Below are 13,172 nucleotides of genomic sequence, written 5' to 3'. Positions count from 1 at the left end.
TGTACACACAAAAGCTCATCCCCATCTTACCATTCCTGCCGCATCGATGTTAGCGGGACATCCGAATGGTTCGGGAATTAGCCTCTTTGCGCGTAATCTCCACTGGGCTCGGTCAGGATTAACCATAGTGATTTCTGGAGTCCGTCATCATAGAATATCCAGCCAAATTTTGATAGCCGTTGCCAGGATCAAAACGGCCAGCATGATCTGCAGGATCCTCGTGTTCATCTTCTTACCCGCGGCCGCTCCCAGTGGAGAAGCGATCAAGCTGGCAACAACCATAATAAGGGCCGGGATATAATCCACTTGTCCCGTCGTCAGCTTCCCTACCGTAGAACCGATGGATGAGATGAAGGTGATTGCGAGCGAGGACGCAATGGTCATTCGCGTCGGTATTTTCAATACAACCAGCATGATCGGAACGAGCAGGAACGCCCCGGCCGCCCCGACGATGCCAGCTCCGATACCGACCACAAGAGCCAGCGAAGCGGCCAGCCATTTATTGAACTTGACCTGATCCAGCGGAATATCGTCCACCCCTTTGTTCGGAATGAACATCATAATGGCCGCAATCAGCGCCAATATGCCGTAGATGAGATTGATGCCGCCTTCGCTCATCATCTTGGAGCCGAAACCGCCGATGAAGCTGCCCAGCAGTATGGCCGAACCCATATAGATAATGAGCGTTTTGTTCAGATATCCGCCCTTACGGTATGCCCACACGCCGCCGATCGTGGCGAAGAATACCTGTACGGCACTTATGCCCGATACTTCATGCGCCGTGAAAGCCGCAAGGCCGAATAACGGCGGGATATACAGCAGCATCGGGTATTTGATGATCGAGCCTCCAATGCCAACCATTCCTGATATATAAGAGCCAATGAACCCGATTAAAAATATCGTAATGATGAAGGATAAACTTAGTTCCATCGTGTTGCCCCCTTATTTCTCTTTAGAAAAGGGAACCTGTCTGGTTCCCCTTGATCTCTTTTTCTCTAGTTTCATCCGTTTATTAGCGATCCTTAACATGAGCGCTTTATAATTCATATTTCTACCTCTTAACATCAGATCGCCATTGTCAAGATTAACGTACCGCGCAGCGGTTCGGCCCGATCTCCATCTCTCGCTGCTGCTCCGCATCCGGATTCATTTTCCCCATGTTCGTTTGGCGGATTTCCTGATAGCTGTTAGGCTGCGGCGGCAGATTTTGCGTGACCAACGTCCGGAACTCTGCCTCATCGGCGATGTTGAGTCCATGGTTTTCCCGGTAAAGCTCGCCCAGTTTCTTCGCGACGGTTCCGTCCTCATTCAGTTCGTCCATGACCATGAAATGCGCCGGCAGCACGGTCAGATCCTCCGATAGATGGGTGTAGCGGGCATAGAGCGTTTCCCGCAAGTCGCCAACCCAATCCTCCGCCAGCCCCGCCAGATCCGGACGGCCGATGGAATCGATAAACAGAATATCGCCTGTCAGCAAATATTGATCATCAATTACAAACGAGGTGGACCCGATGGTATGGCCCGGAGAATGGAGCGCTTCAATGCGAATTGTGCTTCCGCCGATCACCACTTCGCCTCCGTTCTTGAGCGGTTCGTACTTAAACACCACCTCGCCGGCATCCTTTGGCGGAAGCCAGTATACGGCTCCTGTCTGCCTAGCAATCAATCGTCCTCCGGAAATATGGTCCGCATGGAGATGGGTATCAAACACATGCTTGATGTTTGCATTCAGGCTTTTTGCGAAATCAAGATATACCTCCGTCATACGGGTTGCGTCAAACAAGGCCGCTTCACCGTTCGATACCGCCATATAAGACAAGCAGCCTTTGCCTATACGAACAAACTGATAAAGCGTGCCTCCATCTGCCAAACTGCCGATCTTCAGGGGAACAAGGTGTTCACTCCAGGCCTTCATGCCGCCTTTCAAATACGCCACATGCCGGCCGTGCTCGGCCAGCATCTCAGCCACCATCACCGACGAGCCTTCCTTGGCGCATACGACGAGCACTTCTTGATCCTTCGGGAGTCGATCCAAAATTTCTTCCACGCCGTCAATCAAATCAAAGTAGGGAATATTCAAATGCTGAATTCCTTCGCCTTCAATCTTCCAGTCCTCGTAATCCGATGGGTTCCGCACGTCCAATATGAACAGGCTCTCTTTGCGAATCGCCTTCATGGCCACTTCTTGCGCTTGCATTACTCTTACTGTCATGTTGTATTTCCTCCCTAGTAAGTTCAGTTATGATTCACAGACTCTTCAGCCTTCATTTGTAATGGCTTGGAATCGCCTCGCATGCATCTTTACAGACAGACCTTCTATTTTAAATCAGGCTCATGAACCCAGCCCTTCGCTTGGACCTCTCCAATCGCTCATGCCGGGCACAACGTTCACAACGCCGGTAAAGCCGTTAGCTGCAAGCTTATGCGCGGCCATGTCACTGCGGGTTCCGGTACGGCAGATAACGTATATTTCGTCTGCCCGGTTCAGCTCATCCATACGCTGATCCAGCTCGCCAAGCGGAATGGATACCGCATTCGGAATATGCGTAAAGGCAAACTCCGCCGCTTCCCTCACATCCAGAACAACGATAGAGACGTCGGAGGACCGCAGTTTTTCCTCCAGCTGCACATTAGACGCTACATGCGGGTAGGTCCGTTCTACTGCTTCTTCGCCGGAAGATTTGCGCAGATAATGCTTCAGCACCTCCCCCTCTTCAATCGTTCCGAGATATTGGTGCCCTGTGCTTTCCGCCCACGCCTTCATGTCGGCTTTCGACCCTTTGTCGGTCGCCTCGACTTCCAGCACTTGACCGGCCTCCAGATCCTTCATCACTTTTTTCGTGCGGACGATGGGCATCGGGCATGCCAGCCCTTTTGCGTCAAGCTTTACATTGGAATCCATTGTTGTCATATCAGATCGAACCTCCTGTATATTTTTATACCACCCGGGGTATATTTCATTTCAAAAAAAGATGCATCAAATACATCTATTCTTACTCAACGTGCATGCAGCTACTCTGTTGGGCCTTCCCATGCGAGCATGCCACCCTCCATATTGATGACTTGATAGCCTTGACCCTCCAAATATTTCGCTGCCCGGCTACTGCGGCCACCGGAACGACATACCATAACATATTCCTTCGATGGATCGAGATCCTGCTTGCGAAATTCAATCAAACCGAGCGGAATGTTGACGGCGCCTGGAATTTTCCCTTCCGCAACTTCTTCCGTTTCCCGCACATCGATAATATTTATGGCGATCCTATCATTCAGTTTCTGCTCTACTTCTTTTGGTGAAATCTCTCTCATGTGAATAAACACCCCTTCTAATAAATTTAAGACCAGGCACTTTTAGATAAATAAGTTCACATTTCCATCCTGGGCATCGCCCAAATAACCTGCCACACCCGCATATTCAATATCTTCAAACAGCTCTTCCTTTTGCAGACCGAGAAGGTCCATCGTCATGGTGCAAGCAACCAGCTTCACGTCCTGCTCCTTCGCCAGCTCGATCAGCTGCGGAAGCGGAACAGCATTGTGCTTCTTAATCACATCCTTGATCATTTTGGGACCCATGCCGGCAAAATTCATTTTGGAAAGTCCCATTTTATCGGAACCGCGCGGCATCATCTTCCCGAACATTTTTTCCATGAAACTCTTCTTCTTGGGCAGCAGCACCTCTTCGTCCTTACGCAGGGCGTTCAATCCCCAGAAGGTGTGGAAGATCGTGACCTCATGATCGTAAGCAGCCGCCCCGTTTGCAATGATGTAGGCAGCCATGGCTTTGTCATAATCTCCGCTAAATAAAACAATCGTTGTCTTTTTTGTATCCGTCACCTTAAAATCTCCCCCTATAAAGTAAATAATGAATTCCGTTCTTGGATCACACAATTAGCATACCCCACAGGGTATATTGCATTTCAAAAAAATTATCCTTTCCTAATCCAAAATTTCAGTACATCGCCTTCCTCCTGATAGTCCAGCAATTCATTGCCTGTCGATTTGGCCCATGCCGTCAGATCGCTCTTTGCACCTTGATCCGTTGTATGAATCTCCAGGATCTCACCCGACTCCATCTCTTTTATTTCTTTTTTGGTTTTCACGATTGGCATGGGACATGCCAAGCCCTTTGCATCCAATACTTTATCCGCGTTCATGATATGATTCCTCCTTCGATTAATGGACGTTCATATTTTGTATACCCACAGGGGTATGTTAAACGATGTCGAATATCATGTCAATCTGGTTCATTTTCCCTTTCAGGAAGGTGTAGGAACCATTCCTATAGTTATCTGCTTTTAACGAGCAAATTTACCGCTTCGATCACCAGCTTCTCTGTGTCCTGCCCGCTCTCCGCGGCTTTCTGTACACATTCGACAAGATTGGAGCTGACTACAACGCCAATCGTCCGATCTATAGCCGACCGGGTTGCCGACAGTTGGGTGATGACCTCCTTGCAATCTTTGTTCTCCTCCATCATCTTCAGAATGCCGCGCAGCTGACCTTCAATACGTTTTACCCGATTCTTCATCTGATCATCGTATTTCATTTCGAATCCCTCCTGCCTGTGTACATGTCATGTCTGATATTTGTCACACCATTCGGTGCTGATACATGTTATAATACCCCATGGGGTATATATTAATCAATCCATAATAAATTCCAAATTTAGGGAGGAATATACTATGAGCAAAAAAATCGTCATTGTCGGCGGCGTGGCTGGAGGGGCCTCGGCAGCTGCCAGACTACGGAGATTGGATGAGAGCTCTACCATTATTATAGTGGAACGCGGTGAATATATTTCGTTTGCCAACTGCGGTCTCCCCTACTATATAGGTGAAACAATACAAGATCGCAATAAGCTGCTAGTGCAGACCGTGCCCGGTCTCAGCAGCCGCTATCAGCTGGATATACGGAATCTTAGCGAAGTTACGTCCATACTGCGTGATGAGAAAATGGTTACGATTAAAAACCTTACTACCGGAGAAACCTACGCTGAGAGTTATGATTATCTAATTCTGTCGCCCGGCGCAAATCCCGTGGTGCCGGATATTCCCGGCTTGTCCGAAGCCCGCAATGTATTCACGCTGCGGAATATCCCGGACACAGACCGAATCAAACATTTTATAGACCATAACAACCCGAAGGAAGCCGTTGTTGTTGGAGGCGGGTTCATTGGCCTTGAGATGGCGGAGAATCTTACCGATCGCGGCGTTCACGTAACAGTCATTGAAATGGCGAACCAAGTTATGGCACCGCTCGACTATGAGATGGCCGCTATCGTGCACTCGCATCTTCAGGAAAAGGGCGTTCGTTTGATTCTGGAAGACGGAGTTCAAGCTTTTCATGACGGCGGCCAACGAATCGAACTCTCCAGCGGCAACCAAATATCAACCGATATGATTTTGCTATCGATTGGCGTCCGTCCCGAAAATTCGCTCGCGGTAGACGCAGATCTCCCCGTCAATAATCGCGGGGGAATTCAGGTGAATGAGTATTTGCAGACTGCTGACCCGAGCATCTATGCGATCGGCGATGCCATCGAAGTGAAGGATTTCGTTCTCCAGAGCCAGGCCTTTATTCCGCTCGCGGGTCCTGCCAACCGGCAGGGGCGGCTTGTTGCAGATCATATCTATGGGAAAAACAATAGCTACAAGGGCACACTCGGTTCGTCGATCGCCAAAGTCTTTGATCTGACGGTTGCGGCTACGGGTATCAATGAAAAAAGTCTCAAGCAGATACGTGCACCTTATCAAGCTATCCATATTCACCCCTCGTCGCATGCCGGGTACTACCCCGGGGCGTATCCCATTTCCTTGAAGCTGTTATTCCATCCGGAAACAGGTCAAATCTATGGGGCGCAAGCGATTGGAGCAGATGGCGTGGATAAGCGAATCGATGTCATGGCTACAGCGATCAAGGGGAATCTCACCGTATGGGACTTGACGGAACTGGAGCTCTCCTACGCGCCCCCTTATTCCTCCGCCAAAGACCCGGTAAACTATGCCGGATATGTTGCCACCAACATCTTGGATGGCTTGGTGGAAACGGTACAATGGCACGAAATCGACGATCTGGTTGAAAACGGGGCTACCTTGATCGACGTCCGTGAGCCTAAGGAAAGGGAAGCCGGTTATATCCCAGGTTCCATCAACATTCCGCTTAACGATCTGCGCAGCCGACTGAAGGAATTGCCGGAGAATGAAACGCTGTACGTAACATGCCAGGTTGGGCTGCGCGGATATTTGGCGGCGCGGATATTGACCGAGCATGGATTCCGGGTGAAGAACCTGGATGGCGGCTGGAAAACATACGCAGCGGTTTATAAGCCATCATAAACGCTCCTTATTAAATCTGTCAGGAATCGATGGATTTGCTGGTTACATCAAAAAACATGCAGAAAAGCCCCGGAAAATCCGGGGCTTTTCATCTTTATATGCAAAAGATAATGGCTTAAATCAGTTTATGCGCATACCATTTCTTGCCTCGGAAGCGCCATAGGAAAATCGCTCCCCGCACTCCCCATTCACAATTCATGGCCAGCCATACGCCAAGGATGCTCCAGCCCAGAACGATCCCCATAATATAACCGAGAATCACCCGGAACAGCCACATGGTCAGCATCGAAGTGATAGAGGTAAAACGCGAGTCGCCTGCCGCACGCAGCGCCGAAGGCAGAATAAAGCTTATCGACCACAACGGAATCTGCACGAGCGTGTTGATCAACAGCACCACGAACAGATCGTTCACGATTTCCGGAGGCGGGTTGAACAGTCCTACCAACGGCCGGTAGAGCGGCATCAATATCAGCCCCATCAGGGCCAGCGAGATTGCGCCAAGCCATAGAAAGGATTTGATGAACTTGCGGGCATCCGCTATATTGCCGCGGCCGATGCATTGACCGACAACGGTCACAATCGTTAAGGACAACGCGCTGGCTGGAATTTGAAATACGGCGGCAAGCGAAGACCCGATCGCGTTCGTTGCTATGGCGTACGTACCCAAGCTGACGATAAACACTTGGGTTAACAGCTTTCCCCCGTTAAAAAACATCTGTTCGGCTGCAAACGGAAGCCCGATAAACATAATTTTGCGCAGCATGGATATCGGGAAATGAAACAGATCTCTCAGGCGGATATGCAGCGTGGCATCCACTCTGAACAGATAATAGAGCGCGCAGGCCGCACCGGCAAAGCGGGCGATGTTAATCGCCAGCGTCATGCCCATAACGCCCATATTCAGCAGGGTGATGAACACGATGTTGAGCAGAACGTAGAGCAGGTTCATGATTAACGACAATGCCAGTGAAGCCCGGGTCTTGCCGATCCCCCGCAGCGCGCCGCAAACCGCCTGCACGATGGCAATTCCGATGAAGGAAGTACTGCTTCCGATCAGATATACTCGCGCACTCTCCAGCACCTCGGGTGACGCTGAGCCGAACAGCAGATTCAGCACCGGCTGGTGAAGCCCAATGATCAGCAGCGCGATCGCTAAAGCGATCATCGCCACGGATGTAACAGTAGCCGCAGAAGCCCGGGATACCATCATGGCATTGCCGCTTCCCTTATATTGTGCAACGACGACGGTGCCCCCGGTTGCTACCGCCACGAACACATTGATCAGGAAAATATTCAGGGAATCCACCATGTTCACGGCGCTGACCGCCGATACGCCCGACGAACTGATCATGGCGGTGTTGACCAGATTCAAACCGATGATGAATGCCTGATCAATCAAGATCGGAAAAAATAAAGCGAAAATCTGCCGGTAGTCCATCGACTCCCCGGATAAATGATGTTGAAGCAAACCGTTCATTTGGGTTCGTAATCGAACCAACATCTGTCATCACATTCTTTTCGTTGTAATATAAAAGAAAAAAACTCTTCAAACGAAGAGCTTTAGGCTTACGGTATTCAGAAATGGCTGCCGCAACCGTCGCTTGGGAGAGCTCACTCCCTCGCCAAGGGGACAATACGGATTAATTCATTTGATCCCGGATAAACCCCGTCTTTGATTGGAGGATATCACCAGACCCGAGTTCTGTCAACGAATGCAAGCCACAGGAAATGACCGTAATCCGCTGTTAAACGGAGCAACATGATAGTCTGGACTTGACGAAGACGTTTCGACAGCTATCCAGACTATTCTCCCCCAATGATCAATACAGAAGCGGCACAATGGCGTATGAAGAGCTTGTTACCAAAAAAATCCCGCTCTCTCCGTTGTTACAAGAGAGATCGGGATTTGGAGCACAAATATGCTTCTATGCTTTAGATTCGTCTGCTTCTTTTTCCGACATAAGTCAATGTATAGATCATACTTCCAGCTACGATAACCAACGAAAACAGAAGCAGCAAGTTGCTGTATAAGTCTGCCCCAGCATTCCGTAACATCGGAAGAAGTGGGAATTCCAGCAATCCTCTGGAAAGCAAACCTCCTACAATTGCCACTCCGATTCCCTCAGATAAGAAGCATGCAAAATTGAGCATTCCCATCCCTGCTCCCGCTTCCTTCTCTTCAAGAGAATCGGAAACGACGGTTGAAATCACCGTCTTCACAAAAGAAAGGCCTCCAAATACAAAAATCAGCATGGCCGTAACAATCCAAGGTGATTGATCCTTCAGCATCGCCATAGTTAAAAAACCACCGATAATCATCAAGGTGCCTATATAGAACACAAGATGATGACCTTTCTTATCAACGAGTGTGCCCCCTAATATGCCAAACAGCATGACACTCATGGCACCAGGAAACATAACCCCCGCGCCAATCATGCCCGTTGACAGATGGTGGACGCTTCTCATCATATAAGGCACCATGGATAGAAATCCGGCTACCATGCCCAAAATAACGCAGCCCGTGATCGTCCCGGCGATGAACTTCTTCCTTACAAATAAATACGGTTCGATAAATGGATTGGAAGCCCGCTTGATACGTAAGGCGAATAATACGAGCGCTGATAAACAGCCAGCCAGATACATCCAATGTTCATTGGTCGTAAACAAGGTAAATAGCACTACGCCAACCGAGAGCAGAACTGCCCCCGTAACATCAATGGTCCCTTTCTGTTCAGTTTCATCCGGTAGCACTTTTAAGAAGAAAGGAATCGTGGCAAGTGTCATAAGAGGAAAAACAAACAACATGGACCAGTGCACATAATGGGCAACGACGCCTCCGATGACAGGCCCGATGCCTTCGCCCGTTGCAACCAGTGATCCTATAAGACCAAACGCTCTTCCGCGTTGATTGGCATCGAAATAACGTACAATCATGACCATGACCAGCGCAGGGATGGCAGAGGCTCCCGCCCCCTGAATAAATCTTGCCGCAATCACAGCAGGTAAATAGGCATGTCCCGCTAATCCCAGCATAGAGCCGCTGCCGTACGTTACGATACCTATCATGAGCATTTTTTTGATCCCGTACAGATCCGATATTTTTCCGTACACAAATGAACCTATGGCAAACGTCAGCATAAAGCCTGTATTGACCCAATTGGCCGTCGATGGCTCCACATGAAATTGCCTGGCGATATCCGGCAGTGCCACATTAAACACGGTTTCATTCAAAACGCTGAAAAACACCAAAAATCCCAGCCAGGCAAACGCGCCTTTCACATTTGTGATCCGTAATTTTTGACTTGGTTGAGTAATCTCTTCCACTTGGTAGTGCCCCCATAAATTTAGGGGAATACGCAGTTTATAGGGTCAATGATGCGATTTCCCTCAAATTTTGTACCCAAATCCATCTTTTTTGCCGCATGCAATAATCCTCCTTTGAATATTCTAAGGCTTAATATAACATACGGATGAGGAAGACGAAAAATATAATGATATAGAAGCAAAGGAGCATTCACATGATGTTTGCGCCTTTAGAAGGCGGCTACATACTCCCTCTCTTCCCATCCCGCCATACCTCCATGCGAACCTCTTTCTCAAGCCACCCCTTCATACTCGCTAATTCAAACACATGTTCAATATGAAACACCCCGCACGCGATATTCCCACTGTATACAGCATCCGCAACACTCGCCGCTACCTTAGCCGTTAATCTGGACTGATCCCGCCCGACCAGCAAAAATTCAACTGTACTGTTTTTACCACGGCGCTTGCCCTGCGCTTCAACTTTTAGAGCAACATCATCGGATCCCATCCGTATATTCATAAAAGCTTTCACGGCAGCGTTCCGTATCCATTTAACCTTAAGCAAATGATGCAGACCGGATGCACGGAATCCTGCAAGCATGGTAGTTAGAGGGGAAGAATCAAAACCCAACCGGGTCGATACGGTGGGAACTTCCAAGGTGTTGGGCAATGTGGATTGATCCGAGAATGGGAAACGATACACGGATTTACGTCCTATTTTTTCGCCAAAAAAAACCGACCTTCCATCCGAAAAACTCGCAACCGTCTTAACGCGATGGTTCTCCATCACCTGAAAGGTGGACAGTAGATTGTCCACGGTCCACTCTACGGCAGCCTTGCCGTGCCGATCCCCTAATCCCAGCATAATCGAGATATCAACCGACTCTGTTACATCCAGACCTTTGCTCGCCCAGCTTGCCATGAGATTGGTTAAACCCGGGGCCAGGCCTACACTCAGAATAGCTGACGACCCGGATTCCTCGGCTGCGTCCTTCCACTTCGACACTTGGTTCAAAAACTCGGCTTTTGCCGATATATCCACATAGTGGGTCCCGCTCCGGATGCAAGCTCCGACCCAGGCATCGTCCGCCTGATCCAGACACATGACCACGAGTTTGATCCGTTCCCACTCACTCGCCATGAGTGGCTGCCCCATATCCAATCGCATGGGGAGCACCTTCCCGCTTGTCTCCTGACTGAAACGCTCGGCTCTTTCCAAACTTCTTCCTGCAGCGTACACAAGACCGGGATATTTCTCCCCTAACTCCTCGCATATAATCCTTCCTACATGCCCATATCCGCCTACAACCACAATACGTTCCTTCATGATACTTCCTCTCCATCTCTAAAAAAATCTATATAAGTAACGAGCCCCCGCTCAGACTTGAAAATCCTCAGCGAAGCAAGCCCTGATTTCACTTTTTCCATGGGTAAACCTCCCTTGTTCCATCATGATGCACAATATGCAGGGTCTCTTTCATTCCTTCTACATACATGACATAATAAGAATCATTCTCAATTATAAGGATGGAGAACGATAACCCTATCCCAGAAATGTGGGGTTTTCCTTAGACCGACGAAAAAGGTGACTGAATATGGGCACACAGCTTAACAGCTTATTGAATAAAATAATGGCACTTGGCGGGGCTTTATCAAATTCCCAAACCTACCGGAGCGAACTCATGAAGCAATTGCGCTGCTGGATTCCTTTCGAATCGGCTTGCTTTACGACGGTAGATCCACGTACATTGCTCTCGACGGGTGCGATCACGGATGAAGACATTGAGGCAATCCATGATCGCCTGTTCGAGTATGAATATCTGCACAGCGATTACAATCACTTTCATGAACTGGCGAACTCCATGGAGAAGGTGGCTACGCTAAGCGGAGCTACGAACGGGGCTCTGAACACAAGCCCTCGTTATCTGAACGTCCTGCAGCCGGCAGGCTTTCATGATGAGATGCGTGCCGCATTGGTAGCGGACGGCATGTGTTGGGGATATCTGACGATATTCCGTAAGGAGGGCCAGCCCTTTTTTAGCGAGGAGGAACGGCAGCTGCTCTCTTCCCTGGCGCCATTCATGGCGTCCATGCTGCGTGATCGAAGTCTTCCGCGATCCCCTATGGATGGAATGGATCACATGCCTGAGCCTGGTTTATTGGTGTTATCCGAAACGCTCGATATTCTTTCATATAATGCTTCTGCACGGCAGTGGATGTCATTGCTCCAGGATGCAGAGGGTATGGATGCCGCTTCGCTCCCTCGCCCGCTGCGGGCAGTCTGCTTCCGAGCTTTGTCCGAGAGCTCCCGAGGTACGGCCTATTCGACGGGCGCTCATACTCGCGTCAGGCTAAGTAATGGCTCCTTTGCCAGCATACGGGCATGCCTTCTGTATGGTCCCGATTCTCTTGCCAAGCTTGCAGTCACGCTTGAGCCTGCCAATACAACGGATATGCTGCCGCTTATCTCGGATGCGTTGGGATTAACGGAGCGCGAGAACGAAGTGATCAGCGGAATTCTGCGAGGATTATCCACCAAGGAGCTTGCTCAATCCCTGTTTATCTCCCCCTACACGATTCAGGATCATCTAAAGTCCATATTTGTTAAAACCGGCGTCAACAGCCGGAGGGAATTAATATGGCAGCTTCATTCAAAATATAGCTTGAGTCCTTGAGGGTCGGGTCCGTAATTTTCCCACCACTCCGTTCCCCTCAAATCCGGCCCACCTCCGATTATGCTGCACGGTGGCTATGAACCGCACTCCACACCCACCCTTGGTCACTGCTCCATACCAACTCTATCGATCTGCATATGATATCTAATGATAGATTCAAGGAGGTCTGGTAGCATGACAACCCCTGTGGAGTTTGATGCCATTTTCAGTCTGGGTCACAACTGTCAGGTTGCCGCCCAGTTAAGAAGAAACCAGCTGCGTCATGCAGCTGGCCCGTTGGACTGGTTCAACTTCGCTTCGACCCATGAATTTTGTAAAGTCATTAAACGTCAATTCAGCGATTTCATGCTACGGGATAATCTCGACATATACGGCAAATCCGTGAACTGTTACTATGTGCGTGATAAACGATCTTCCTGTTTATCCTTTCATGATTTCAAGAACAATCCAGAGGAGCCTCCGTTATATGACTACCCCGCGTTTCGCGAGCGGCTGGATCGAAGAATCGAACGCTTTAACCGCTGCTTGAATTCTGAACAGAAGACTCTGCTCGTGCGGATCATCGCGAATACCAAGGATGCCGAGACGATTGATCAAGCAATACGCGAAGCCTATCCCAAAGCGGACGTAAACCTGTTATTTATTATGCTCAGCAGCAGTCCCCAAATTGTAAATCTCCCTTCGTTCTCGGATCGGGTTCTCATCAAGCAAATACCGAAAGGGCCCACATGGGAAGGAGATTCGGAGGCTTGGATGACCATTCTTAGAGAATTTTCGCTCAGTTCAGGGGAATAAGTGTTTGACAAATCCAAAATTTACCTGTATATTTACAAAAAGTGAATCGGAACTCTTA

General features: G+C 49.2%; 13 protein-coding genes. 3 read left to right on the top strand and 10 right to left on the bottom strand.

Annotated elements, in window-relative coordinates; translation table 11 throughout:
• Positions 1-147: 147 nt before the first annotated feature.
• The 7 genes from MKY82_RS12325 to MKY82_RS12295 form a co-directional block, all read right to left on the bottom strand.
• The gene (locus MKY82_RS12325; RefSeq protein WP_220685779.1) at positions 148-930 is read right to left on the bottom strand and encodes a sulfite exporter TauE/SafE family protein; all 783 of its coding nucleotides are present in this window, start codon (positions 928-930) and stop codon (positions 148-150) included.
• 154 nt (positions 931-1,084) lie between these two features.
• Positions 1,085-2,212 (bottom strand): MBL fold metallo-hydrolase, encoded by a 1,128-nt coding sequence (locus MKY82_RS12320; protein WP_339296173.1) that lies wholly within the window; start codon positions 2,210-2,212, stop codon positions 1,085-1,087.
• Positions 2,213-2,332: 120 nt separating this feature from the next.
• Positions 2,333-2,911, bottom strand: coding sequence for a sulfurtransferase TusA family protein (locus MKY82_RS12315; RefSeq protein WP_339296172.1), 579 nt, complete (start codon positions 2,909-2,911; stop codon positions 2,333-2,335).
• 101 nt (positions 2,912-3,012) lie between these two features.
• Positions 3,013-3,309, bottom strand: a complete 297-nt coding sequence (locus MKY82_RS12310) for a rhodanese-like domain-containing protein (RefSeq protein ID WP_339296171.1) — start codon at positions 3,307-3,309, stop codon at positions 3,013-3,015.
• 42 nt (positions 3,310-3,351) lie between these two features.
• A complete protein-coding gene (locus tag MKY82_RS12305) occupies positions 3,352-3,837 on the bottom strand; it encodes a DsrE/DsrF/DrsH-like family protein (RefSeq protein WP_339296170.1) in 486 nt (161 codons plus the stop codon).
• A 92-nt stretch (positions 3,838-3,929) separates the two neighbouring features.
• On the bottom strand, positions 3,930-4,157 hold the full coding sequence (locus tag MKY82_RS12300; RefSeq protein WP_339296169.1) for a sulfurtransferase TusA family protein: 228 nt from the start codon (positions 4,155-4,157) through the stop codon (positions 3,930-3,932).
• Positions 4,158-4,288: 131 nt separating this feature from the next.
• Positions 4,289-4,549: a metal-sensitive transcriptional regulator gene (locus MKY82_RS12295; protein WP_339296168.1), complete on the bottom strand. Its 261-nt coding sequence runs from the start codon at positions 4,547-4,549 to the stop codon at positions 4,289-4,291.
• A gap of 136 nt (positions 4,550-4,685) precedes the next feature.
• Here MKY82_RS12295 and MKY82_RS12290 point away from each other — a divergent pair, with 136 nt between their 5' ends.
• Complete coding sequence (locus tag MKY82_RS12290) at positions 4,686-6,338, top strand: CoA-disulfide reductase (protein WP_339296167.1); 1,653 nt, start codon at positions 4,686-4,688, stop codon at positions 6,336-6,338.
• Positions 6,339-6,453: 115 nt separating this feature from the next.
• Here the strand turns inward: MKY82_RS12290 and MKY82_RS12285 are convergent, their stop codons facing one another.
• The 3 genes from MKY82_RS12285 to MKY82_RS12275 all read right to left on the bottom strand — a co-directional run bounded on the left by MKY82_RS12285 (position 6,454) and on the right by MKY82_RS12275 (position 10,971).
• Entirely contained in the window at positions 6,454-7,839 is a 1,386-nt protein-coding gene (locus MKY82_RS12285) for an MATE family efflux transporter (RefSeq protein WP_339296166.1), read from the bottom strand.
• Positions 7,840-8,270: 431 nt separating this feature from the next.
• Positions 8,271-9,653 carry an MFS transporter gene (locus MKY82_RS12280; protein WP_339296664.1) on the bottom strand — a complete coding sequence of 461 codons (1,383 nt, stop codon included), beginning with the start codon at positions 9,651-9,653 and terminating at the stop codon, positions 8,271-8,273.
• A 229-nt stretch (positions 9,654-9,882) separates the two neighbouring features.
• Positions 9,883-10,971, bottom strand: coding sequence for a saccharopine dehydrogenase NADP-binding domain-containing protein (locus MKY82_RS12275; protein ID WP_339296165.1), 1,089 nt, complete (start codon positions 10,969-10,971; stop codon positions 9,883-9,885).
• Between the two features lie 268 nt (positions 10,972-11,239).
• Between MKY82_RS12275 and MKY82_RS12270 the strand changes: the two genes are divergently transcribed.
• On the top strand, positions 11,240-12,319 hold the full coding sequence (locus MKY82_RS12270; protein ID WP_339296164.1) for a LuxR C-terminal-related transcriptional regulator: 1,080 nt from the start codon (positions 11,240-11,242) through the stop codon (positions 12,317-12,319).
• Between the two features lie 174 nt (positions 12,320-12,493).
• Positions 12,494-13,114: a DUF1796 family putative cysteine peptidase gene (locus tag MKY82_RS12265; protein ID WP_339296163.1), complete on the top strand. Its 621-nt coding sequence runs from the start codon at positions 12,494-12,496 to the stop codon at positions 13,112-13,114.
• The last annotated feature ends 58 nt before the right edge of the window (positions 13,115-13,172 follow it).

The organism is Paenibacillus sp. FSL W7-1279 (assembly GCF_037969845.1).
In the GTDB taxonomy this organism is placed as follows: Bacteria; Bacillota; Bacilli; order Paenibacillales; family Paenibacillaceae; genus Paenibacillus_AQ.
This window is presented reverse-complemented; position numbering and strand designations above follow the sequence as displayed.